The sequence below is a fragment of the bacterium genome (genome assembly GCA_016700035.1).
In the GTDB taxonomy this organism is placed as follows: domain Bacteria; phylum Patescibacteriota; class Saccharimonadia; order CAILAD01.
The window spans coordinates 273904-297522 of record CP064998.1; the positions used below are offsets into that span (position 1 = coordinate 273904).

The following is a 23619-nucleotide window of genomic DNA, read 5'->3' on the forward strand; positions in this document are numbered from 1 at the left end:
CAGCTTGGGGTGTCATATATAGAGATGGAGGAATGAATGCAAGAAGAATCAAGTCGATTGAAAAAAGATAAAACGAGTAATGTGAGCAGTGTTTCGTCAGGGCCGCCGATAAATTTAGATGTGGCAAAAAAACCAGTAAATAAGTCGGGTGGTGGACCCGGCTGGGGGCTGACTGTACTTCTAGCATTTGTGGCTGGTGTTCTAGGGGCGGCGCTTTTTATGCGCTTTATGCCGGTCGGTCAAAAAAATGCCGTTGAGCAATCTAAGCAAGTTACTTTACAGGAAAATTCAGCCACGATTGATTTAGTAAAGAAGGTTGGGCCGAGTGTAGTATCGATTAATACTTCCACCACCGTGCAGAGTTTCTTTGGTGCTCAAGAGCAGGAAGGTGCTGGTACGGGCGTAATTGTCAGCTCTGATGGGCTAATTTTAACCAATAAGCATGTAGTGCAGGGAGCCAGTACGGTTACCGTTACCAATACTGATGGCAAGCAATTTCAGGGTAAGATTTTAGCTGTTGATAGTACTAACGATATTGCTTTTGTAAAGGTTGAGGCGACAGGCCTGCCAGCCGCTGAGCTGGGTGATTCTGAAAATGTTGAGGTAGGGCAGAAGGCGATTGCGATTGGTAATGCACTGGGTGAGTATAGCAATACTGTTACTACTGGCGTTATATCTGGTAAGCAACGCCCCGTGCAGGCTTCGGATGGACAGGGGAATACCGAGACTTTAACCAATCTCTTTCAGACTGACGCCGCAATCAATCCGGGTAATTCAGGTGGACCTCTGCTTAATATAGACGGTCAGGTAATTGGCATTAATACGGCGGTAGCAAGCGGCAATAACGCTCAAAATATTGGCTTCGCTATTCCGATTAATCAGGTTAAAGGCGCCTTGGAGTCGGTTCAAACTCGTGGTGTAATAGTCCGACCTTATATTGGTGTACGCTACGTGATGTTGACCGATAGTTTTGCCGAGCGCAATGGCTTGCCCGTCAAACAAGGTGCACTTTTGCGTGGTGATGACCAAACTATTGCAGTGGTAGCTGGTTCGCCAGGTGCTAAGGCTGGTTTGCGTGAGGGTGATATTATCACTAAAATTAACGACAAGGAAGTGACACGTGAGAATCCGCTACAGAGCGTGATTGTAACTTATAGCCCGGGCGATACTGTAAAAGTAACTTATTGGCGCGAAGGTAAGGAGCAGACAGTAGACGTGAAGCTCGAAGAAGCTCCACAAGCAACTGAGTAAAGCAGAAAATAAAAAGAAAGTACCCACCCAAACAAGATGTTCGGGCGGGTGTGGAGAGTTTACGGAGAGCTCGCGGGTCAGGCGTGGAGGTCGTGACCCTTTTTGGAGTTGCGCAGATCGGTGATCCACATGGCGCCGAACCAGGCGAGACCAACCAGCATCATCGCTACATTGATTGCAATGACGTTGCTGGTTTGCTCGAGTGCTCGACGATTCATCCGGTCTTGCCAGGTATCGCCAGTGAAGACGAAACTCAACACACCAGTTGCTACCATGCAGGTCGCGTAGAAGGTGCAGAGCTTCATCCAGAGTGGGAATTCCGGGAAGAGAGGTTGGTTGTGGAAGGCTCGTGCTGTGATTAGGGCAGCAACGAGCAGACCGGTGCTGGACCCCAGAACGGTCAGGACGTACGTGGCGTTGATGATGCTACGCGAATTTGTTTCGCAGGCGAGCTCGAAGATCGCCTGTAGCCCCATTAGGGAGGCGGAGAAGATCATGAGGGCTAGTACGGGCCGGACTTTCTGCTTGTTCGTAGGCATTTTTTTAGAGCCTTTCGCTCGATGGTGCGGTATGTATATTACAATATTTACAGTTAAAAGTCAATACAAGACACAAAAGGAAAAGCACCCATGTAATACCTGCAGGGCAGGATGAACGGGTGCTTGTTGGGGCAGTTGTATCTTGATCTCTTTTTAGGTAGAGATTGTATACTCATCGCCAACTGCCATGGCGCCTCCCTCGCGTCTATTTTTAAAAGACACTTCGACTTCACAGTCGATTTTACCTCCGGGGGAGAGGTGAAAGTCGAGTTAGCGTCGGTTGCGACGCTCACGCTCACGGCGAGCGCCTTCTTCGAGTGCGACCTTGAAGGCCACCAAGAAGAAGAGAAAGCCCACCATGGCGATCGCATAGCCGATCACATCGGCGACACCTTCCCAGGTGTCAATCACCCAGAAAGCGCCGACGGTTATGGCGAAGCTGATCGCCACCGCCACCACCTCGGCCACCTGCTCTTGTCTGTCGCTCATTGCGCCCTCCTTGCATCTTCGGCGCAGTGCCAGGGCTGATGCATCTGCCCTTCCTCGATCTTTTAAAAATCGGGATCCAAACAGTAAGCGTAACTAAACGGGGTGCTTACGGTTGTCTCGAGCCCGATTTCTTTGGGTATCAAGAGGAAGGTAAGGTAGGAAGGTGCTCATCTTTTTATAGAAGATGATGCTAAATATAATAGCATAACTAATATAAAAAGTCAATAGTTTTGGGGTACTATTTATTAAAGCCCAGTATGAAGTAGTCTTGAAAAATCTTCGTGAGGCCAGAGGTTTTGGCGAGCTTGATGAGCTCGTCTTGTTGCCAGGGGTCTGATTCGGTCCAGACTTGGGGTTTGTTATAGATGAAGTCTGGTAGATCGGCAAAGAATTTTCGGTATAAATCTAATCCATCATCTGCGCCACCAAATAATGCCACAGCTGGTTCATTTTGCACTTCGGGCATTAGCTCCATCTTGTGCGTTACATAGGGCAAGTTTGCTACGATGACGTCAAACTTGCCGTCGATGTTATCAAATAGGTCAGACTGTATGAATTCAATTTTGGTATCATTGCCGAGAAGAGTTTTTGCGTTCTCCCGAGCCAGCTCCAGTGCGTTGAGGCTCACCTCACTAGCGATAACGCGCAGGTCTGATCGCAAGTACTTTATTGCAATTGCCATCGCTCCGGAGCCTGTACCAATATCGAGCACTCGCGCTCCTTGTGGCGCGTGTTTAATTACTTCGGCAACAATCGTCTCGGTTTCCACGCGTGGCGTGAGGGCACGTTCGTCTATCTTAAACTCTAGTCCTGCAAACTCTCGCACACCCAAAACGTAGCTCATCGGAATACGACCAGCTCGTTTATTAACATAGCTTTGAGCTAGGTTTAGCTCAGTTTGACTCAAAATCGTATCATGATGAGCTAGTAACCAGGCTCGGTCTCGCTCTAGTGTGTGGGCCAGTATGACTTCAGCGTCAGTTTGTGCGCCCTCAATGTTGGCGGCCTTAAGAGTAGCCCGGGTAGATTCTAAAAAGTCACAAATTTTCATGTTTGCTTGGCGAGAGCTTGATCAATGTCAGCTTGTTTAAGGGCTTCGTGGTGTTCATCTAGTGCACCATCCATAAACCGCGTTAGGCCATGGGTGGTGAAGCTAATGCGGTGATCAGTGATGCGGTCTTGAGGGAAGTTATATGTGCGAATCTTCTCAGAGCGGTCACCGGTACCGATTTGTGAAAGCCTGGCATCACCAAGCTCCTGGCGACGCTTTTCCTCTTCTAGAGCTAGCAGGCGAGAACGCAAAACATTCATAGCTTTAGCTCGGTTTTTAATCTGGCTCTTCTCATCCTGGCAGGTTACCACAATACCGGTTGGCAGGTGGGTAAGACGGACGGCTGAGTCGGTGGTGTTAACACTTTGTCCGCCATGTCCGGAGGAGCGATAAACATCAACTCGAACTTCATTATCGGCAATCTCCAGCTCGGTTTCCTCGGCTTCTGGCAGTACGGCAACAGTTACGGTGGAGGTATGAATGCGGCCCTGACTTTCGGTGGCTGGTACGCGTTGGACTCGATGTACGCCAGATTCGTATTTAAATTGGCCATAAGCTTCTAGGCCGGAAGCCTCGATGATGATTTCTTTATAGCCACCGACTTCATTGGGGCTTTCCGAGAGCATAGTTAGCTTTAGGTTGTGGGTTTCGGCAAATCGGCCATACATGCGCGCGAGCTCGCCGGCAAAGAGTGAGCTTTCATCGCCACCGGCACCGGCCCGGATTTCGATAATAGCAGTTTTATTATCATTGGGGTCGGCAGGCACGAGGGCGGTTCGAACTTTATCTTGGAGGCCTTCCAGCTTTGTTTCAAGCTCAGGAACTTCAGCTCGTGCTAGCTCACCCATTTCCGCATCATTAGCTAGGGCTTTGGCGTCTTTTAGTTCGGCTTCGGTCTTCTGTACATCAAGAAACAGCTCTAGCCGACTCTGTAAATCACGTTGTTCGTGCACCAAACTAGCTGCTTTGGCGCTGGCATAGATTTCGGGGCGCGCAAGCTCGGCCTCGAGCTCGGCGAGACGGATGTTAAGTTTGTCGATGGTGGCTTGGTCAATCATGGTATTTTGATTAATTTCATTTTACAGCAGAAAGACGCCCAGCTGTAGGGCGCCTTTCTAAACTTTAAAAAGATTATTCTCCGTCAGCTTTGGCTTTGGCTGCGGGCTTGGTAGATTTTTTAGTATCTTTTGTTACGGTATCGACGGTGTGATCTTTAAGTTCGGCCTTAATTTCTTTTAGTGAAGTTTTAGCATCTTTGGGCGTCTTAGTGGCCTTTTCTTTCTTGGTAGTTTTTGGCTTGGCAGACTGTTTTAACTCACCACTTTTTTTGCGCAAAGCTTCAAAGCGATCAACTCGACCCGCGGTGTCGACGAGTTTTTGCTTGCCGGTGTAGAACGGATGGCAATTTGAGCAAATTTCTACAGTGATTTCTGGGACAGTAGAGTGGCTCGAAAAAGTAGTGTCGCAACCCAGGCAAGTAACCTTGGTTTCGACCCAATCTGGATGAATATTAGCTTTCATAACCTCAGTATCTTACCAGGTTTGACAGCTTGGGTCAAGGATGAATATAATTAAGCATAACAAACTTAATTAAAAAAGGAAAAAATAATGCCAGAGCCACATAATCCAGAGCATGCCTCAGATAGCCAGCGAGATTTTAAGCCGTCGGTGCCAGATTTGAGGCCAAATCTAGGAGAGTATCAAACAATTGGAACTGGCAATCCGGATCGTGGTTTAGCTACGCACTTTGAGAATAATGAGGTAGGCGAGGAAGCAGACTCCTTGCGTCGTGATCACAGAGGATTTAATACGATGCGCGAAACACACCAAGAAAATGCTCGAGATAGTCGTGAGAGGTTTGGTGATGCACACAATGCAATTTGGGAGCTAAAATTCGCCTTTGACGATACTGATCCGGAGAATTTAATGGACAGAGCAGTGTTATTGGAGGCTCAAAAAATTCTTGAAAAGCGCAGGGATGAATCCGGAGAATGGATACATTCGGAAGAGCGGAAGGCTGATACAGCTGAGCTAGGTTATCATCGAAATGATATAGAGGCTCGCAATCATTATTACACCAACGAAGAGGCTTATAAAAACCAAGCGGTGAATGACTATCGTCGTGCGCAGGCCACCAACCCAGAGCGCTACCCAGAAGATCTAAATTATCCTGGTTATACCGATCAGGCTCCATCGCCAGAGCGGTCTTAAATTTACTCTAGACTTTAAGTAGCTTGTGGTTTTTTAAAGGGGTATTGATTGATGCTTGGTCTGGGGTGTTAATTTTTTAAAGATACTTTCAAATAAGAAAAGAAGAGCCCACATCATGTGATATGGGCTTTTTGGGATAAAAACGACTTGATGAGCTTTCTCTATGAGGTCGTGGCCAGTACAGGGCGCGCGACGACCGATCCGGCTTCGAGCTCGGCCAGCAATTCAATGTCTTTGCGTGAAATCGGGCGACGACGGGTGCGACGCAGGCCACTGCTGGGACGGGTAGGTCGGATAATGTGTGGGGCCTTGTCGGGGATGTTGCTGACAGCAGCAGCCCAGTAGCCCTCGGGGCAATGGCATAGGGCAATCACCACTGTGTAGTCACCGCAAATGACAGTATGGACATACTGACTCGTCCAGCTTACTGGAGTGAAGTGAAGCTCACGCACCAGAGCATCTGCCGCCCAGTCTGGACAGCAGGCTCGATGTACACACTCTTCGGAATTCATGGTTCCCCCTTGTTTTTTAGAAGTCTGTGTGTTGGATTTCGACCGTTTTTATCTATCGAGATGGATACTTCACACCTCGAATATTCGTTTCTGAACCCTCTAAAGTTCAGGATTAAGGTTCGACTTTTTGAAAAGAAAAAGTACTTACTAATATTATACTCCCCACCGTCAATACTTTTCTATGTGGGTGGAGGCTTGAATTCTTTAAAGCTGGAAATAACCATACTTTATTTTAGATAATGCAGAAAAGGGTACTAACCACAACACCCCCTGCTCATACGAACAGGAGGTGTTGATTGTGGCCTATAGGGCCAGGCTTTAATTTACATTAAGCCAAGCTTACGGGCGCACGATGGCCATGGACTCCAACCGCGACGGGCTTGAGTTTCACGAGCCTTGGCGTCTTGAACTTCTGGTGGAGCGAGGTCGGGCCTCGAAAATCCACCGAAGTTGGCCCAAGTGCTAATGCTGTACTGATAGGCACCGAAGTAGCCATTGCCAGTATTTTTGGTGTAGTCACCACCAGCCTCACAGAAGCGGAGCTTCGCAAAAGCGTCAGATCCACCAATTACTAGTGGAGCGGCTTTTTGGATGGCTTTATGAGCTATCTGCCTAGCTTTCTGAGTAGCTTTTCGGCTCGCTCCTTCAGTAGCTTGAGCGGCGCGCAACGGACTTCCGACAGCTTCATCAAAGCTTGGTTTAATCGATGCGATCACCAGGGGCTGGTGAGTGTTGGTGACAAGTTGGATTTTATGGGTGCTTGTGCTACCAGCTTGAGCGATATGCGTTAGCTGGGCGGTGGCTGGGAGTTGCACAGCCTGTGAAGCCACCTGAGCGAATATCATGACGGCAGAGGTCATAATATGTGTGTAGATACGCATAGGTCTCTTGGGAACCCAAGAAGAACTACTCCTATTCTACCCTCCACCTCACACCTGTACGTATGGTGTCGAGCTGTGACAGCAACGTACGCTTTAGGGGTGTTAAGCCTCTTGAAAGCAAAATGACCTTACCAGGGGTAGGGCCGTATTGATTCAAGATCGCGGACTATATTACTAAATCACAAGCACTTTGTCAAGGCCTATTTTGGGACTTTTTTGATATATGGTGGTTGATTATTTTTTATAAAGTTGACTCTTATCTGTAAATCCGGTAAAGTGAGTAGGCTAAGTTATTAATGTTACAGTAGCTTCACGAGTGAGCTAGTAAAGCCACTCATCTTCCTCCCGCTCGGGACGGAGCTACCTACGAAAGAAGGAAGTATGCCAACTAAGAAAACCGCTACCGCTGTAGCAAAATCAGATAAAACTATTGCTGTAAAAGAGCTCTTGCAGGCTGGTGCCCATTTTGGACATCGTACCGAGCGCTGGCACCCAAAGATGTCTCCATATATTCACGGTGCTCGGGGTGGCGTGCATATTATCGATCTCGTCCAAACCGAGGATTTACTCGAGGAAGCTGAGAAATTTGTACGCCAAATTACTGCTCAGGGGAAAGAAGTGCTGTTTGTTGCTACTAAGCGCCAAGCTAAAGTGATTGTCACCGAAGCTGCTAAAAGCGCTGGTATGCCATACGTTACGCATCGTTGGCTCGGTGGAATGATGACCAACTGGGAAACTATCTCGAAGCGAATTCGACACTTGAAAAAGCTCGAGGTTGCTCGAGCTGATGGTAGTCTGGATCGTATGACTAAGAAAGAGCGCCTATTAATTGATAATGAGATTGAGAAACTGACCAAGGTATTTTTAGGTGTAAAAGAGCTTGAGGGTGCTCCAGGTGCAATTTTTGTAGTGGATGTGATGCGCGAAGAGACTGCTATTAAGGAAGCAAAGACGCTTAAAATTCCAGTTATTGCTATGGCCGACACAAATGCTAACCCAGAGTTGGTTGATTATGTTATTCCTGCCAATGATGATGCAATCCGTTCAATTCAGCTAATTACTGGTCGAATCGCACGAGCCGCTTCTGAAGGCAAGGCCGAATATGACGCAAAAACCAAACAAGATGTGGAGGAGAAGTAAAATATGACAATTGCAGTTGCTGACATTCAAAAATTACGTCAAATGACTGGCGCCGGCATGATGAAGGCCAAAGAGGCATTAGAAGAAGCTGGTGGTGACATTGAAAAAGCTCAGGAAATTCTCCGCATAAAAGGTATGGCGAGCGCCGACAAGAAGGCTGATCGTGTGGCTGGTGCTGGTATGATTGGCAGCTATGTGCATGGTGGGCGGATTGGTGTATTGGTAGAAGTTAATTGTGAGACCGATTTTGTAGTGAAGACGGCTGATTTTCAGGAGCTAGTAGAAGAGCTTTCTCTGCATATTGCCGCGATGAATCCACAGTACGTAAAGCGTGATGAAGTGCCAGAGGAAGTGATTGCTAAAGAAAAAGCTTTGTTTGAGGATGAAGTGAAGGAATCTGGTAAGCCCGCCGAGCATGCCACGAAAATTGTTGAAGGTAAGGTGGATAAGTGGATGGCTAGTATTTGCTTATTAGAGCAACCTTATTATAAGGACGATAAGCAAACCATCGAAGATCTCGTGAAGGCTGCCATCGGTAAGCTGGGTGAGAATATTGTGGTGCATCGTTTTGTGCGCTTAGAGCTGGGTGCTTAAGTAGCTCGCATAGGCTACAATATAAGTATGCAAGAAATTACTCGTAATACTGAAGAAGTGATGAAGCGTGGTTTGGAATATTTTCAGACTGAGCTGGATGGCGTGCAGGCTGGACGAGCTAACACTAGCCTGATTGAAGGCGTGAAAGTAGATGCCTATGGTCAGGAGATGACGATGAAGCAAGTGGGGACAATTTCCACGCCAGATGCGCGTACTTTGCAGGTTCAGGTGTGGGATCAGGCTTTAGTGACTGCGGTGGAGAAAGCTATTCGTGACGATTCTTCGCTTGGCCTATCGCCTGCTACCGATGGCAATATGGTACGTATGCAAATTCCGGCCATGACCGAGGAACGACGGCAATTATTAGTAAAAGGGCTTTCAGAAAAGCTTGAAGCGGCTAATGTTACATTGCGCAATGCTCGCCATGACGGACTAAAAAAAGCTAAATCTGCCAAAGAAGATGGCTCGATGCCAGAAGATGAATATTTTAAGACCGAAAAAGCGCTGGATGAACTAACCCGCGAATATCAGAGTAGGGCTCAGCAAATCTTTGAAACTAAAAAGCAAGAAGTCTTAACTGTCTAGCTTGATATTTATATAGCTTCATAATTAATATCGGTTAGTTCGTACTAGTTTAAACTTCTGGCTCTATGTGGTTAGAGCTATCGGTCTACTTACTTTTGGTAGCTATCTAGTCCGTCAGTATGGTATTGGGTGGAAAATTAGGCGTAACTAATAAAGCCTACATCAATATAGTTAACGTATATTAAAATATCATGGCTATCAATAAATCATAGGCTTGCCATCTAAAATAATAGTAGTTATGATTAATGCAATAGTTAGAATAACTATATTTAATAAGCATATGCCAACAAAAACTCCCAGCCTAATCAATAATCAATCTAAGCTTAATTTGCGTTGGAATAGCCTATGGCTTATAACAGCTATATTCACAGTACTCTTGCTAGCGATTGGTTATTTTGCCGTACCGTATGTTCGGGCTGCTGGTGAAATTACGTATAATGGCTGTATTAATTGCCCGCCATCCAATGGTATAGCCGGGCCAACTGATACAGCCATTGATTCACAAGGTAATATATATGTATTAATGAGGGATGTAGAATTTGGAGGGGTTGCTAAGTTTAGTAGTGCAGGTACTTTATTGACGCGTTGGGGAGGGTATGGTTCGGATTTAGGTAATCTTGGATCCGGTCCATATGGGATCGCAGCCGATGCTAGCGATAATATTTATGTGGCAGATACCGGCAATAATCGTATTCAAAAATTTGGTAGCAATGGGCAAAATCCATCATCATTTGGTGCGTATGGAACAGCAGAAGGGCAATTTAATGCTCCGAAAGATATAGTGGTGGATGGGTTAAGCATATATGTAGTAGATCAATTGAACCATCGTATCCAAAAATTTGATAATAACTGGAACTTTGTTATGACGTGGGGCTGGGGTGTAGACGATGGTTCGGCTGCATTTCAAATTTGTACATCGGGTTGTCAGGCTGGTGCTTCGAACTCAGGTGGCTTTAGCGCGCCAGATGCTATAACGGTGGATAGCAATCATGATGTTTATGTTTATGATGATAGTAGAGTACAAAAATTTAGTAGTACAGGAACACTACTAAATAGTGTTGGTAGCTCTGGGTCGGGATCCGGTGAGTTTTCGGGTTCTTATGGTGGTGTTGACGTAGATTCTAGTGATAATTTATATGTTGTTGATGACGGTAATAGTAGGGTACAGAAATTTAATTCAGCCGGCGTGTTTCAAGAGTCTTTTGGTGGATATGGTAATAGTGCCAATGATGAATTTAGTAGCCCACAGGGAATAATGGTAGACACTGCAGATAATGTTTATGTTTCAGATTCCGGTAATAGTCGAGTGCAGAAGTTTTCCAATGCTGTTTACCAACAGACATTTGGCACCAGTTTGCCTGGCTGGTCGCAGGGTCTCTTGGCAAGTGGTGCTGGCATTATGTTTGGTGGTAGATCAGATACAGATAGTCAGGGTAATTTATACATACCGGAGATCATGGGGAATCGGATTAGTAAATATAATAGTAGCGGTACGCGCATTGGTTTATGGGGAGGTTATGGTAGTGGACCTGGTGAGTTTAGCGAGCCTTCTTCAGTGGCGGTAGATACTAGCGATATGGTTTATGTTTCAGATACATCTAACAGACGCATTCAGAAATTTGATAGTTCCGGCAATCAACTACAAGAGTTTGGTGCATATGGATCTGGAGATCAGCAATTAGATACGGGGTATGGTGGAGGTATAGCTCTGGATGGCGCTAATAATGTGTATGTAGCCGATACCGGCAATCATCGCATTCAACGATTCAACTCGGCTGGAGTTTCAGATTTGCGTTGGGGTAGTTATGGCATGGACGCAGGTGGGGAAATGAATAAACCAAATGCAGTAGCTATAGATAGTTCAGGCAATATTTATGTAGCAGATGGTGAGAACCCTCGCATTCAGAAGTTTTCATCTTCTGGTACGTTTATTATGATGTGGGGCTGGGGTGTTGATGATGGTTCGCAGGAGTTGCAAGTCTGTACGAGTGGCTGTCAGGCTGGACTACAGGGTAAGGGTACTGGGCAATTCTATAATTTATCTGACATCTCAATTGATTCGGCAGATAACGTTTATGTGTCGGATGGAATGATAGGTGTTATGAAATTTGATACAAGTGGCAATTATATAGGCAAGTACTCTCAATCACTAACTGACACCCAGTTAGTCTATTCGCAGGGGCTTGCAATTGATAAGAAAACTCCCGGTCTCCTTCATGCCTCATCGTATTTTTGGGCAGTTAAACTCTGCGACACTGATGTCTCCACTAATAACTGCTCTGGCCCTAACGATGGTGGCGGTAATACTGGTGGTGGAGAGGAATCTAGTACCTACTTCTACAACAACTCCTCCAATGACTCCATCACTTACCTAATAGCCCCAGACACTGCCACTAACTTCTCTCTGTCTGGCGTAGACTATGCTAGTTTACAAAAAGATGGATCCAATCTCTTCCCAGCTGGTCTCACAAGCTTTAACTTTGACACCACTCCTAACTCTGCTACAACCATTACCATCTACTACGATCTACCCGGTGCCCCAACAGGCTATACGGCTCGTAAATACAATCCAGCCAACCAAACCTATGCCGATATTCCAGGAGCTATCATCGCCCGGGAAGATTACAGCGGTAAGAGTCGCCTCAAACTAACTTACTCCATCACAGACAATGGACCACTCGATCAAGATCCTACCCCAGGCCACGTAGTAGACCCAGTTGGTCTAGCTACTACCTCTACCTTCCTAGCTAGTACTGGCCTAAATTTCTGGCTCTATGTAGTTGGAGTCATCAGCCTACTTGGTGTTGGTGGCTATCTAGTCCGTCAATATAGTCGACGGTAGAAGGGGTGACTCAGAGCACTGTTGCTTAATAAGCAAACAACACTGTATTTGACGACCAATCTCTTGCATCTATAGCCCTAACCATAAGTACATTAATGTCTTGTATGAGAGAGTAGTTAGGTAGAGCATTAAATCAAGCACCCTCAAAAAACACCCAATCTACCCTCACACCCAATCTGGTTATGCTACAATACTAGAAAGAGTATAAGAGAAGAGTATTAAGAGGGTGTATAAAACAAGTGATATCACGCAATAAATTACATACTGTTAGTTCTAAATTTAATAAAAAGCTACTACTAGCCCTTACATTATCAGTCCTATCTCTAGCAGTAGTCTGGACTACTGCCATTCTAACCGAAACACATATTGCTCAAGCTGCCCCGGGTGATTGGCAATGGCAGAAGCGTAGTAATGGGATTGTGGGAGATGCCCTATATTCATTGTCCATAGCCAGCTCCACTGACGGCACTAAACTAGCTATGGCAAATTTGAACCCAGCAATAAATACTGGCTACATCTACACCTCCACCGACTCTGGTGCCAGTTGGACCGAACAGAATAGCGCTGGCCAACGAACCTGGACATCCATCACCAGCTCAGCAGATGGCACTAAGCTAGCTGCTGTAGAAAATCATTGGGATGATAATCTAGGCCAAACAGTCGGCTCCATCTACACCTCCACCGACTCTGGCGTTAGCTGGAATGAACAAACCGCGGCTGGCTCCAGAGACTGGCAATTCATCACCAGCTCGGCTGATGGCACTAAGCTAGCCGCTGTAGTAAATGATGAGGATAATGGCGGTGGCTACATCTACACCTCCACCGATTCCGGTGCCACCTGGACCGAACGCACTAGCGCTGGCCAACGAGAATGGCAATCCATAACCAGTTCAGCTGATGGCACTAAGCTAGCCGCTGTAGAAAACCATTGGGATAATAACTTAGGTCAACAAGTTGGCTACATCTACACCTCCACCGATTCCGGTGCCACCTGGACCGAACGCACTAGCGCTGGCCAACGAGAATGGCAATCCATAACCAGTTCAGCTGATGGCACTAAGCTAGCCGCTGTAGAAAACCATTGGGATAATAACTTAGGTCAACAAGTTGGCTACATCTACACCTCCACCGACTCTGGTGCCAGTTGGACCGAACAGAATAGCGCTGGCCAACGAACCTGGACATCCATCACCAGCTCAGCAGATGGCACTAAGCTAGCTGCTGTAGAAAATCATTGGGATGATAATCTAGGCCAAACAGTCGGCTCCATCTACACCTCCACCGACTCTGGTGCCAGTTGGACCGAACAGAATAGCGCTGGCCAACGAACCTGGACATCCATCACCAGCTCAGCAGATGGCACTAAGCTAGCTGCTGTGGCTGCCATGGATTCTGTCTATACTTCAACAAATTCCGGCGTTAGCTGGACTGAGCAAACCGTAATGGGTAGTAGAATGTGGTATTCGGTTGCTTCAGATAGTAGTGGTACTAAGCTAGCAGCTGCATCAATCTACGGCTACATCTACACCTCCACCGACTCAGGTGCCACCTGGACCGAGCAAACTAGCTCTGGCCAACGAACCTGGGCATCCATAATCAGCTCGGCCGATGGCACTAAGCTAGCGGCTGTAGATGGTCTAGATAATAACGGCTACATCTACACCTCCACTGACTCTGGCGCCAGCTGGACAGAACAAACTAGTGCTGGTCAACGAAACTGGAACTCCATAACCAGCTCGGCTGATGGCACTAAGCTAGCCGCTGTAGATAATGATAACGGTAATGGCGGCTACATCTACACATCCACCGACTCTGGCGTTAGCTGGAATGAACAAACCGCGGCTGGCTCCAGAGACTGGCAATCCATCACCAGCTCGGCTGATGGCACTAAGCTCGCAGCTGTAGATAATAATAACGGCTACATCTACACCTCCACCGACTCTGGCGCCAGCTGGACCGAGCAAACTAGCTCTGGCCAACGAACCTGGGCATCCATAATCAGCTCGGCTGATGGCACTAAGCTAGCAGCTGTAGCTGGTGGCTTTGGTGATGACGGCTACATCTACACCTCCACCGACTCTGGCGCCAGCTGGACAGAACAAACTAGCGCTGGTCAACGAGGCTGGTACTCTATAGCCAGCTCGGGTGATGGCACTAAGCTAGCCGCTGTAGATAGTAATAACGGCTACATCTACACCTCCACCGATTCTGGCGCAAGCTGGACTGAGCAAACTAGTGCTGGTAGTAGGCTGTGGATTTCGGTTGCTAGCTCTAGCGCTGGAGATAAGCTAGTAGCATTAGCTCATTTTGGCAACATCTACACCGGCACCATAGAACAAAGAAGTAGTTGACCCACCAGAACCTCCAACTCCTCCAACCTCCAACACCTCCAACCTCACCACTCCCTCTAGCCCTATCTCAGCCTTCTCTCTCCGCCCAGTCTCTATCTCTACTCCCACAGGTACTAACATAACCTCTAGCTCTACAGTCCCAGAATCTAGCCTAGTAACTCAAGACCCTAACAACCAATACCCACTAGGTCTAGTAAACTTTAGCTTTACTACTAACCAAAGCTCTAACCAAGTAGTCCTAACCTTCATAACTAATCTAACCCCAAACCAAGTAACACCTAAAAAGTATAACCCCAGTACTAATACCTACACTAACTTACCAACTTCTGCTAATGCTGTAGTGAGTGAAACTACCATCGATGGTAAACATGCTCTAACCCTAACCTATACCATCATAGACAATGGTGAACTAGACCTAGACCCTACAGCTGGTACTATCTCTGACCCAGTTGGTCTAGCGGTATCTAACTCTACCTATGACCAATTAGCAAGTACGGGGGAGAATACTCAACCAATACTACTAACGGCTGTGTTACTGCTAGTGAGTGGCATGATTATGATTGCTGGAGTTTTATGGGCATTTAGCAGAAGGAAGATACATATCCAAGGGGGAAGGTAATAACTGTGAGAAATTCAAGACTTATTAAATTAACTGCACTAACTAGACTAGCTAGCCTTACAAAAAACACTAACTACTTATTACTATCCGTACTAATAACCCTAACTTCACTACTGCCCATACTACTACCAGCTACAGCAACAGCTGCACCATCCACTCCACCAGACTCTTGTTTTAGTTTTAATAGTGGCACTCAAACAATAGAGGATTATTATGATTACGAAGCCAACAACAATTCTAACCCTGCTTGCACCAGAGAAGTGATTATACCCAGCGCGATTGGCGGCAATCTCGTTACTACTATTGGTTACGAGGCATTCTCTCAAAACCAACTCACCAGCGTCACCATCCCAAACTCCGTAACCTCTATTAGTGGCGAAGCTTTTAGTAGTAATCAACTCACCAGCATAACTATCCCTAACTCAGTCACTACTATTGGTTATTCTGCTTTCGCTGACAACCAACTCACCAGTGTTGTAATACCTAACTCCGTGACTTCTATTGGTTCCGGTACCTTCCGCGACAACCAACTCACCAGTGTCACGATTGAGGGTAGTATTACAACAGCAGGGGGTAATGAATTTAGTAGTAACCCTATCCAAACCTTCACTTACGGCCTAGATACCTATACATCTTCAGACCCCCTAACAGAAGATTGTTTTGCCTTTGATGGCAGTAATATAATAACTGGCTTTAACAAAGCAGATATAGCTACAATTAGAGACCACAGTAATGCTTGCTTAAACCCTAATGTAAATATACCTAGTACAATAGGCGGTAATTCTGTGACTACTATTGGTAACGAGGTTTTTATGTTAAGTCAAATCTCCAATGTCAATATACCAAATTCTGTTACAAGCATAGGTTTTGCAGCATTTGTCGGAAATAGACTCACCAGTGTTACTTTTCCTAACACGCTTTCTACTATTGGTGGATATGCTTTTAATCATAACCAAATTACTGAGGTAACTATTCCAGACTCAGTTACTACATTAGGCTTACTTGCATTTGATCTTCAAACTAAACCAGGCGGAACAAGCTTGATGGATCTGCAAATGAGTGGACTTGACCCTCAAGTCACTCAAGCCTTTATTGACAGCGTAATCTACACCAACATCTATGCCAGCCCTAGCCAAGTAACAGCTCTAAGTCTAGCTGATTCAGAATTGACCGAAGCAGATATTATGAGCGAAGATATCAACGCCGACGGCGACCAAACAGACATAATCTCTGGCCAACTCATCAACCCAAGTAGAGTAACCGCCACCTACAAAGACACAAACGGTAATACTATTGCCCCCAGCACTACAGCTACCGGCACAGGTTTGTCTTCCTACCTAGCAGTAGATAACCCAACCAATGATCTAGGCCTGTACTACCGAGCTGGTGGTAGCTACACTGTACCAACCGCCCCTACCATTGCTGGCTACACTATCCAAACTACTCCAAGTAACATAGCTAGCCTATCTGCTGGAGACAATCAAATCAACTATATCTATACAGCTAACAGCAACAATGAAGACAACACACTTTCCACACCTCTCTCCAACAACACCACCAGCTACCTAGTCTTGCCAGATGATGTAACTAACCCTAGCTTTACTACTACACCAACTAACACTATCCCTAGTGACACAGCCTATTCCTTCCCAACTAGTCTAGTATCCTTTCAATTTGATACCACACCTGGATCAACTAAAGCTATAACCCTATACTTTGATCTTCCTGGTAACCCATCAGACTACACAGCCAGAAAGTATGACACCAATAACCATAGCTTTAGTACTATAACCTCAGCCACCATAACCAGAGAAACCTATAACAACAAATCTCTACTAAAACTAACCTACAACATCACCGATGGAGGTCTACTAGACCAAGACCACACAATCAACGGAACCATCATAGATCCAGTAGGTTTAGCTACTAACACAGTTGGTGCACCACAGACTGGAGTGGAGCGCTGGGGGAGTGGTTGGGTTGAGGATGCACTGGATGGAATTGTGGCATTTGGTATTGGTCTATGGAAACAGAGGACTGCTTTAGGTTGGTTTTGAGTAATATTGATAATTTCTGTTATATTTCAGCCAAGTTTCAGTCAAAGTCGGCTATACTATAGGTAATGGTTTTGATTATTCTGCTTGTATTATTCATATTTTCTGCCTTGGTGATTGCGCATGAGTGGGGGCACTTTATTGTAGCGCGCCGCAATGGGATTAGGGTACATGAGTTTGGCATTGGTTTTCCGCCTAAGCTTTGGGGGAAGAAAAAAGGTGAAACCCTCTATACGATTAATTTACTACCATTGGGTGGCTTTGTGCGCTTGGAAGGAGAAGACAATGAGTCGAAGGGGCCAAAAAGCTTTGCCTCGAAATCGCTCTGGGTAAAAACCAAGGTGCTGATGGCTGGTGTGGCAATGAATGCCCTGATTGCCTACGTTATTTTTGTTTATTTAGCGGCTACTGGTATTCCGCAAATTTTTCCATTTGAGATGCCAAATTTTGGCTTCGTACAACCAATTCAGGCTGAGGCGCCAAAGTTAGTGATCTTTCAAGTGGGCGAAGGCTCGGCTGCAGAATCGGCCGGCTTGAGCACTGGTGATACACTAGTTTCTTTAAACGGTAGAAGCTTTACAAATGAGTCCGACCTAAAAGCTTACACCACAGAGATTAAGGGCCAGAAAGCTACAGTGGTATTTATTCAGGCTGGTGAGCAAAAAACTCGTGAAGTTACACTTGGGGCCGATGCCGATAAGGGGGTGTTGGGCGTAGTAGCACTACCGCAGGCGAAGGAAAAATATACCTGGTATGCGGCACCGTTTGCGGCCATTGGGTTGATGTGGCAGTCGCTGGTGGCTACAGTGGTGGCATTTTTGGGAGCCATCTGGACACTGATTTCTCGTGCTACGGTAGCTGAAACGGTGACTGGGCCGGTGGGTGTAACGGCAGTTTTTGGGCAAGTGGTAAAATTTGGCCTCGATTATGTTTTGGTGCTGGTGGCTTCAATATCTATTTCGCTAGCGGTTATTAATGCCCTGCCATTACCAGCTTTGGATGGCGGTAGATTATTCTTGTTGGTACTTCGACGCATAGGAATTCCGATAAGTGAAAAACAAGAAGGCTGGGTGCATTTAGCCGGATTTGCTCTACTAATTATTTTTGGCATAATTATTGCTATTTCAGATATAACAAGATTTTTTTAAGGCAAAGTGATGCGTATTAGGGTGCTTCCAAGTCGTGTGACGGCATGGCGCGAATCTGTTCCATTTGACGCAAGGGATGCTTTGGCAGCTCTGAGTCTGCCGATAATCTTACCGGTTTTAGCATATTTAACGATAGAATTTTGGTATAAACTAGGATTTTTGCCGAGCTGGATTCAACCAATACTGGGTGGGTCACCAATCGCCTTAGCGCTTCAGTATGCGTTAACCCTAGTGACTGAAATCATCATCTTGCTAGTGTTAGTAAAAAAACGTGGGGCAGGAAAGCTGGGGCTTGGGCTACGTAGAACGAGTGATGTTTGGTATTTGGTAGCTTTTGGTCTGTATTTTGCTCAAATAGCTTTAATAATAGCAATTTTTGCAGTGGTTAATGTATTGCTACCAGGCGTAGATACTGAACAGGAGCAGGCAGTTTTTGAGTTTGGTAGGAATGGCTGGGGATTTTGGCTGGCTGCTATTAGCTCGGTGGTGATTGCACCAATAATTGAAGAATTACTTTTTCGTGGTATTTTGTTTGCTGGCTTGGCTCGCCGTTGGCCGGTGTGGCTGGCGGCAGTTTTATCATCATTAGCATTTGCTCTTTTGCATGGGCAAGTTAATGTTGGGATTTACACCTTTATATTAGGAATGTTGTTGAGTTGGTGCTATGTGCGATCGGGTAGCTTGTATCCTGGTATGTTAGTTCATTTTTTAAATAATCTCGTGGCATTTGCGTTATTAACACAAGCCTCTGGGTAATTAAGCTAAAAGATCTGACTCCTCTAGTAACAGGTCGTTACTCCTGATAAACTAAGAGTAATGAAATTGCCGAGAGTCCGTCTACCAGAGTTTATAGGACGGCTGTCTCACGATATTGGTATCGATTTGGGGACAGCTAATACTTTGGTTTATCTGCGCGGTAAAGGCATTATTATTGATGAGCCAAGTGTGGTGGCGGTAAATAATAAAACGCGTCAGATTCTTGCGATTGGTGATGAGGCGAAGCGGATGGTTGGCAAAACTCCAGCTAATATTGTTGCCTCGCGTCCGTTGGTGGATGGGGTGGTGTCAGATTTTGAGGTGACTGAGCAGATGCTTAAGTATTTTATAAATAAAGTGCATAAGGCTCATTTTGCGCTAATTCCACGTCCGCGGGTGGTGATTGGTATTCCTTCTGGGGTAACTGAAGTAGAGAAGCGAGCGGTGGAAGATGCCGCTACTAATGCTGGTGCGCGGTCAGCTTTTTTGATTGAAGAGCCAATGGCGGCTGCTGTGGGGGCAGAATTGCCGGTGCATGATGCGGCTGGCTCGATGATTGTAGATATTGGTGGTGGTACCAGTGAAGTGGCAGTTATTTCTTTGGGTGGCATTGTGGCGTCTCGATCAATTCGGATAGCCGGCGATGAGCTAACAGAAGATATTATTGCTTTTTCTAAGGAAGAGTTTAACCTGCAGGTTGGGGAGCGGACGGCCGAAGCGATTAAGCTATCGGTTGGCTCGGCTTGCGAGCTAGAACATACGCTAGAGGCACCGATTCGTGGTCGCGATATAATTACGGGATTACCAAAGGAAGTTATCATTAACTCTGATCAGGTTCGCACAGCTCTTTCTAAGTCGGTGCGAGCTATAGTAAATGCAGTGAAGGACACTATTGAAGAAACACCACCAGAGTTGATTGCCGATATTATGGATCGGGGTATTCATCTGGCTGGCGGTGGAGCATTATTGCGGGGCTTGGATGAGCTACTCACTCAGCAAACTAAAATGCCGGTGGTAATTGTTGATGATCCATTAACGGCGGTGGCGCGCGGTACAGGGGCTGTTTTAGAGGATATTGATATGCTCAAAGATGTGTTGGTGTCGACGCAGTATGAAAAAATCCCACGCTAGGAGGAGGAAGATATGCAACGCTCAAAGCCTCATACTCGTACTCGAATTATCGTGCTAGTTTCATTAATAATAGTTTCGGTCGTGATAGCTTTTCAATTGTTGGGCTTGTGGCGACCTTTTCGGATTGTGCTTGATACCTTAACCCAGCCTATTGTGCGGGTTTCTTCAGGCTTTGGGCGGTGGGCAGGTAATAATATGGCTACAATTGGTTCGTTGGGGCGCTTGAGCCAAGATAATGCCGACTTGCAACGACGTATTAACGAGAAGGATAGTGAGCTAGTGCGATTGAAGGAGCTAGAGAAAGAGAATGATTTATTGCGAGCTCAATTAAATTTTTCTGAAGAGCAGAAGCTGGACTTAGTAGGGGCACGCGTGGTGGCTTATAGCCCTGATAATGTGCGGCACAATATTACTTTGGATGTTGGTCGATCGGATGGGGTGGAGCCTGGTATGGCAGTGGTTAGTTCGGGGGCGATCATCGGTAAAATTGAACAAGTGCATGACGAAACAAGTGAAGTATTTTTGGTAAGCGATCCAGAATTTCGGGTTCTTTCTATGACGCAAGGTGGTCGAGCTAGAGGTATTGTACGGGGCCAGCTGGGTAGTGGTTTGCGGATGGAGCAGATTGCTCAAAATGAAGTTATTACAACTGGAGAGTATGTGGTTAGTGCTGGTAGTGATAGGGTGCCGAAGGGTTTGCCGATTGGTATTGTTGAGTCAATCGACCGGAGTGATAATGAAATTTTTCAGGCTGCTAATATTAAGCCAATAGTTGATACTAGACGACTGGAAATTGTTTTTGTGGTGAAAGGCTAAAATGATTCGCGCTAGAATCATAATTTTAGCCATAATTATTGGCTTAGTGCAGATAAGTCTGCACGCTATGGATACGAATTGGGTAATCCCAAACTTAGTGCTTATTTTTGTGGTGTGGTTTGCGCCAAAACTAGATTATCTACCAATGACAATGTTGGTAATTTTGTTGAGCGTATTAGTTGAGGTGAGTAGTTTGTTGCCGGTGGGCATTATTACATTGAGTTTATTTTTGGTGATGTTGGCTTCGAAGTTGGTGTTTCGCGGTAGCTATGATACCGATAAGTGGACTTTTCAACTGGCTTTAGTGGCAGTAGCTACAGTGGTATTTAACCTGATTTTTTACGCAACACTACCGGGCGAGGCAATGATTGGTCGACTTGGTTATGTGGGCATACGCATACTGCTGGAGGTGTTGTATAATGGCGCTATACTGTTACTCGTTGTGGGCTTGAGTGATAGGCGCATACAGACCCATCAACATTATCGTTTGCCGCAGTAATTGGTAATTAAGGGGTATATTATCGCTCGATCAATTTTTGGAAATTATAGTGCCGGCCAAGATATGAAGGCATCGCGCAGGGAGCAAAAAGTTACCGATAGTGAAGCTTGGTCGGTAGCAATTCTGCCTGGCAGTGATGAAAATCGTTCTGGTTCAGAGATGAGCTTTGCGCATTTGAAGTGGTTTATTGCGGTGGCCGGCGTAGTTGGTGTGGTGCTTGTAGGTCAGCTCTTTAACTTACAGGTAGTGCAGGGTGCGCGTAATCAGTCGCTAGCCGATGGGAACCGGATTCGCCAAAATGTTATTCGTGCACCGAGAGGGGCGATTTATGATAGTAAGGGTGAGCTCTTGGCACGCAATGTGGCCAACTTTGACTTGGTTGCAACAGCTGCTCGCTTACCGAGAAAAAATGATGAGCGGCGACAAGTGTATGAGCAACTCAGTAAGATTGTTGGGCAGTCACCTGAAGAGATTCAGACTAAAGTTGAAAAGGATGGATCGGCTTCACCGTTACCCACTCTTATTCAGGAGAGTGTACCGCGTGATATAGCGTTGGCTGTTGAAGAGCAAAAAGCCAGTTTGCCAGGGATTGATTTGGATACCAATCCAATTCGTGAGTATTTGGATGGCGGAATGCTAGCTCATTTTTTGGGGTACACAAGCCGTATATCAGCCGAAGATCTAAAGAATAATAAAGATTATCGACCAACCGACTACATAGGTAAGGTCGGTATTGAACGAGCTTATGAAGACGATCTAAAAGGTGAGGCTGGAGCGGAGCAGTCGGAGGTTGATGCAACTGGCAAGCCAATTAAAGTGTTAGCTGCCAAAGATCCGACGGCTGGAAATTCTCTTAATTTAACAATTAACTTTGGCTTGCAGAAGGCAATGAGTGAGGCATTAGCGCGGGAAGCCACGACAGCTGGCTCGGGGCGTGGGGCGGCCGTGGCGATAGATCCACGCAACGGGCAGATTTTAGCTGCAGCTAATTATCCAAACTACGACAATAATCTATTTGCTAAAGGTATTAAGCAGGATGTTTATCAGTCGCTTTTAAATGATCCAAACCGGCCGCTTTTTAATAAAGTGGCGGGTGGAAACTATCCGGTTGGTTCGACGATCAAGCCATTTGTTTCGGCGGCAGCTTTTCAGGAGAATATCATCAATGCCTCCACTACAGTGGTAGACCAGGGCAAGTTAGACATTCCGAATCAGTACGACCCGTCAATCGTTTATACTTTTAAGGGATGGAAGCCCGAAGGTCTGGGAACGGTTGATGTATATCGGGCAATATCGATGAGTTCGGATATTTTTTATTATATGGTTGGCGGTGGCTATCAGAACTTTAAGGGGCTGGGTATTAATCGCTTGTTGGAGTATTACAAAAAATTTGGCTTTGGCACAAAGACTGGCCTAGATATTGGTGATGAAACAGCCGGTTATTTGCCAAGTCCGGCTATTAAGAAGAAAAATACTGGTGAAGATTGGTATGTGGGAGACACTTATAACGTTTCGATTGGTCAGGGTAATTTTATGGCTAGCCCGCTCCAGCTAGCAACAGCACTTTCGACTATCGCTAATGGGGGGACTCTTTATAAACCGTATATGGTAAAGGAGGTGGTTGACGAAAATGGGAAAGTTGTTCGAGAGCTAAAACCTCAAGTGGTGCGCTCCGACTTTATTAAGCCAGAATACATCAATATGGTGCAAAAAGGCATGCGTCAAACTATGGAATCGGGTACTGGCTGTTGTTCAACAAATCGAGAAGTGCCAGTACCGGTGGCTGGCAAGAGTGGGACGGCCGAAACTAGCTCGGAGGGGTTTGACGTAAAAAATAAGCGCTCACGTCCGCATGCCTGGTTTGAGGCTTATGCGCCGTATGATAAGCCAGAAATTTTAGTAGTAGCCTTGGTAGAATATTCTGGTGAGGGTGCAGAATTTGCTTTGCCGGTGGTACGCGATTCATTGAAATGGTATTTTACAGAAGGGAAGAAATAACTGCTAAAATTTGCTTGACGTAGAGATATGTAGCGTGCAATAATACGTTCCGACAAGGATTAAAACCTGGTGGAGCAAATTCTGTAAGGCTCAGTGATTTGAGGCCTTTTTTTCTTAGAGATGTTCCATATGGAGGAGGGTACAAGGAGTTA

22 protein-coding genes are annotated in these 23619 nt (G+C 45.9%); 16 read left to right on the top strand and 6 right to left on the bottom strand.

What is annotated here, in order from left to right; all coding sequences use genetic code 11:
• The first annotated feature begins 36 nt into the window (after positions 1–36).
• Complete coding sequence (locus IPM44_01325) at positions 37–1251, top strand: trypsin-like peptidase domain-containing protein (protein ID QQS27198.1); 1215 nt, start codon at positions 37–39, stop codon at positions 1249–1251.
• A gap of 77 nt (positions 1252–1328) precedes the next feature.
• Here the strand turns inward: IPM44_01325 and IPM44_01330 are convergent, their stop codons facing one another.
• The 5 genes from IPM44_01330 to rpmE all read right to left on the bottom strand — a co-directional run bounded on the left by IPM44_01330 (position 1329) and on the right by rpmE (position 4851).
• Entirely contained in the window at positions 1329–1790 is a 462-nt protein-coding gene (locus IPM44_01330; protein ID QQS27199.1) for a hypothetical protein, read from the bottom strand.
• Between the two features lie 270 nt (positions 1791–2060).
• On the bottom strand, positions 2061–2279 hold the full coding sequence (locus IPM44_01335) for a hypothetical protein (protein QQS27200.1): 219 nt from the start codon (positions 2277–2279) through the stop codon (positions 2061–2063).
• Between the two features lie 238 nt (positions 2280–2517).
• Positions 2518–3330, bottom strand: a complete 813-nt coding sequence (gene prmC, locus IPM44_01340) for a peptide chain release factor N(5)-glutamine methyltransferase (GenBank protein QQS27201.1) — start codon at positions 3328–3330, stop codon at positions 2518–2520.
• Positions 3327–4388, bottom strand: coding sequence for a peptide chain release factor 1 (gene prfA / locus IPM44_01345; protein ID QQS27202.1), 1062 nt, complete (start codon positions 4386–4388; stop codon positions 3327–3329). Before prfA ends, prmC begins: the two co-directional genes overlap by 4 nt.
• Before the next feature lie 73 nt (positions 4389–4461).
• On the bottom strand, positions 4462–4851 hold the full coding sequence (gene rpmE / locus IPM44_01350) for a 50S ribosomal protein L31 (protein QQS27203.1): 390 nt from the start codon (positions 4849–4851) through the stop codon (positions 4462–4464).
• A gap of 87 nt (positions 4852–4938) precedes the next feature.
• Between rpmE and IPM44_01355 the strand changes: the two genes are divergently transcribed.
• Both IPM44_01355 and IPM44_01360 read left to right on the top strand, forming a co-directional pair.
• Positions 4939–5541, top strand: coding sequence for a hypothetical protein (locus IPM44_01355; GenBank protein QQS27204.1), 603 nt, complete (start codon positions 4939–4941; stop codon positions 5539–5541).
• Positions 5542–5691: 150 nt separating this feature from the next.
• Entirely contained in the window at positions 5692–5886 is a 195-nt protein-coding gene (locus tag IPM44_01360) for a hypothetical protein (GenBank protein ID QQS27205.1), read from the top strand.
• Positions 5887–6376: 490 nt separating this feature from the next.
• On the opposite strand, the gene IPM44_01365 is transcribed toward IPM44_01360, so the two are convergent.
• Entirely contained in the window at positions 6377–6898 is a 522-nt protein-coding gene (locus IPM44_01365) for a transglycosylase family protein (GenBank protein QQS27366.1), read from the bottom strand.
• Between the two features lie 417 nt (positions 6899–7315).
• Between IPM44_01365 and rpsB the strand changes: the two genes are divergently transcribed.
• The 13 genes from rpsB to mrdA all read left to right on the top strand — a co-directional run bounded on the left by rpsB (position 7316) and on the right by mrdA (position 23467).
• The gene (rpsB, locus tag IPM44_01370) at positions 7316–8074 is read left to right on the top strand and encodes a 30S ribosomal protein S2 (protein QQS27206.1); all 759 of its coding nucleotides are present in this window, start codon (positions 7316–7318) and stop codon (positions 8072–8074) included.
• 3 nt (positions 8075–8077) lie between these two features.
• A complete protein-coding gene (gene tsf / locus IPM44_01375) occupies positions 8078–8668 on the top strand; it encodes a translation elongation factor Ts (protein ID QQS27207.1) in 591 nt (196 codons plus the stop codon).
• A gap of 27 nt (positions 8669–8695) precedes the next feature.
• Positions 8696–9253 (top strand): ribosome recycling factor, encoded by a 558-nt coding sequence (gene frr, locus IPM44_01380; GenBank protein ID QQS27208.1) that lies wholly within the window; start codon positions 8696–8698, stop codon positions 9251–9253.
• 280 nt (positions 9254–9533) lie between these two features.
• Positions 9534–12095 carry a hypothetical protein gene (locus tag IPM44_01385; GenBank protein ID QQS27209.1) on the top strand — a complete coding sequence of 854 codons (2562 nt, stop codon included), beginning with the start codon at positions 9534–9536 and terminating at the stop codon, positions 12093–12095.
• A 239-nt stretch (positions 12096–12334) separates the two neighbouring features.
• Positions 12335–14446, top strand: coding sequence for a hypothetical protein (locus tag IPM44_01390; GenBank protein ID QQS27210.1), 2112 nt, complete (start codon positions 12335–12337; stop codon positions 14444–14446).
• A gap of 340 nt (positions 14447–14786) precedes the next feature.
• Entirely contained in the window at positions 14787–15065 is a 279-nt protein-coding gene (locus IPM44_01395; GenBank protein QQS27211.1) for an LPXTG cell wall anchor domain-containing protein, read from the top strand.
• A 5-nt stretch (positions 15066–15070) separates the two neighbouring features.
• On the top strand, positions 15071–17122 hold the full coding sequence (locus IPM44_01400; protein ID QQS27212.1) for a leucine-rich repeat protein: 2052 nt from the start codon (positions 15071–15073) through the stop codon (positions 17120–17122).
• A 65-nt stretch (positions 17123–17187) separates the two neighbouring features.
• Positions 17188–18267 carry a site-2 protease family protein gene (locus IPM44_01405; protein ID QQS27213.1) on the top strand — a complete coding sequence of 360 codons (1080 nt, stop codon included), beginning with the start codon at positions 17188–17190 and terminating at the stop codon, positions 18265–18267.
• A 9-nt stretch (positions 18268–18276) separates the two neighbouring features.
• The gene (locus IPM44_01410; protein ID QQS27214.1) at positions 18277–19023 is read left to right on the top strand and encodes a CPBP family intramembrane metalloprotease; all 747 of its coding nucleotides are present in this window, start codon (positions 18277–18279) and stop codon (positions 19021–19023) included.
• Between the two features lie 60 nt (positions 19024–19083).
• The gene (locus IPM44_01415; protein ID QQS27215.1) at positions 19084–20154 is read left to right on the top strand and encodes a rod shape-determining protein; all 1071 of its coding nucleotides are present in this window, start codon (positions 19084–19086) and stop codon (positions 20152–20154) included.
• 12 nt (positions 20155–20166) lie between these two features.
• Positions 20167–20970, top strand: coding sequence for a rod shape-determining protein MreC (gene mreC / locus IPM44_01420; GenBank protein ID QQS27216.1), 804 nt, complete (start codon positions 20167–20169; stop codon positions 20968–20970).
• A gap of 1 nt (position 20971) precedes the next feature.
• Entirely contained in the window at positions 20972–21469 is a 498-nt protein-coding gene (locus IPM44_01425) for a hypothetical protein (protein ID QQS27217.1), read from the top strand.
• Between the two features lie 63 nt (positions 21470–21532).
• Positions 21533–23467: a penicillin-binding protein 2 gene (gene mrdA / locus IPM44_01430; protein ID QQS27218.1), complete on the top strand. Its 1935-nt coding sequence runs from the start codon at positions 21533–21535 to the stop codon at positions 23465–23467.
• The last annotated feature ends 152 nt before the right edge of the window (positions 23468–23619 follow it).

Excerpts from the sequence above, each read along its gene's own strand:
- IPM44_01365 (QQS27366.1), bottom strand. The coding sequence starts at position 6,898 with ATGATATTCGCTCAGGTGGCTTCACAGGCTGTGCAACTCCCAGCCACC.
- prfA (QQS27202.1), bottom strand. The coding sequence starts at position 4,388 with ATGATTGACCAAGCCACCATCGACAAACTTAACATCCGTCTCGCCGAG.
- frr (QQS27208.1), top strand. The coding sequence starts at position 8,696 with ATGCAAGAAATTACTCGTAATACTGAAGAAGTGATGAAGCGTGGTTTG.
- IPM44_01415 (QQS27215.1), top strand. The coding sequence starts at position 19,084 with ATGAAATTGCCGAGAGTCCGTCTACCAGAGTTTATAGGACGGCTGTCT.
- IPM44_01410 (QQS27214.1), top strand. The coding sequence starts at position 18,277 with ATGCGTATTAGGGTGCTTCCAAGTCGTGTGACGGCATGGCGCGAATCT.
- IPM44_01335 (QQS27200.1), bottom strand. The coding sequence starts at position 2,279 with ATGAGCGACAGACAAGAGCAGGTGGCCGAGGTGGTGGCGGTGGCGATC.
- IPM44_01425 (QQS27217.1), top strand. The coding sequence starts at position 20,972 with ATGATTCGCGCTAGAATCATAATTTTAGCCATAATTATTGGCTTAGTG.
- IPM44_01355 (QQS27204.1), top strand. The coding sequence starts at position 4,939 with ATGCCAGAGCCACATAATCCAGAGCATGCCTCAGATAGCCAGCGAGAT.
- IPM44_01360 (QQS27205.1), top strand. The coding sequence starts at position 5,692 with ATGAGCTTTCTCTATGAGGTCGTGGCCAGTACAGGGCGCGCGACGACC.
- IPM44_01385 (QQS27209.1), top strand. The coding sequence starts at position 9,534 with ATGCCAACAAAAACTCCCAGCCTAATCAATAATCAATCTAAGCTTAAT.
- rpsB (QQS27206.1), top strand. The coding sequence starts at position 7,316 with ATGCCAACTAAGAAAACCGCTACCGCTGTAGCAAAATCAGATAAAACT.
- rpmE (QQS27203.1), bottom strand. The coding sequence starts at position 4,851 with ATGAAAGCTAATATTCATCCAGATTGGGTCGAAACCAAGGTTACTTGC.
- IPM44_01405 (QQS27213.1), top strand. The coding sequence starts at position 17,188 with ATGGTTTTGATTATTCTGCTTGTATTATTCATATTTTCTGCCTTGGTG.
- mreC (QQS27216.1), top strand. The coding sequence starts at position 20,167 with ATGCAACGCTCAAAGCCTCATACTCGTACTCGAATTATCGTGCTAGTT.
- tsf (QQS27207.1), top strand. The coding sequence starts at position 8,078 with ATGACAATTGCAGTTGCTGACATTCAAAAATTACGTCAAATGACTGGC.
- prmC (QQS27201.1), bottom strand. The coding sequence starts at position 3,330 with ATGAAAATTTGTGACTTTTTAGAATCTACCCGGGCTACTCTTAAGGCC.
- IPM44_01325 (QQS27198.1), top strand. The coding sequence starts at position 37 with ATGCAAGAAGAATCAAGTCGATTGAAAAAAGATAAAACGAGTAATGTG.
- IPM44_01330 (QQS27199.1), bottom strand. The coding sequence starts at position 1,790 with ATGCCTACGAACAAGCAGAAAGTCCGGCCCGTACTAGCCCTCATGATC.
- mrdA (QQS27218.1), top strand. The coding sequence starts at position 21,533 with ATGAAGGCATCGCGCAGGGAGCAAAAAGTTACCGATAGTGAAGCTTGG.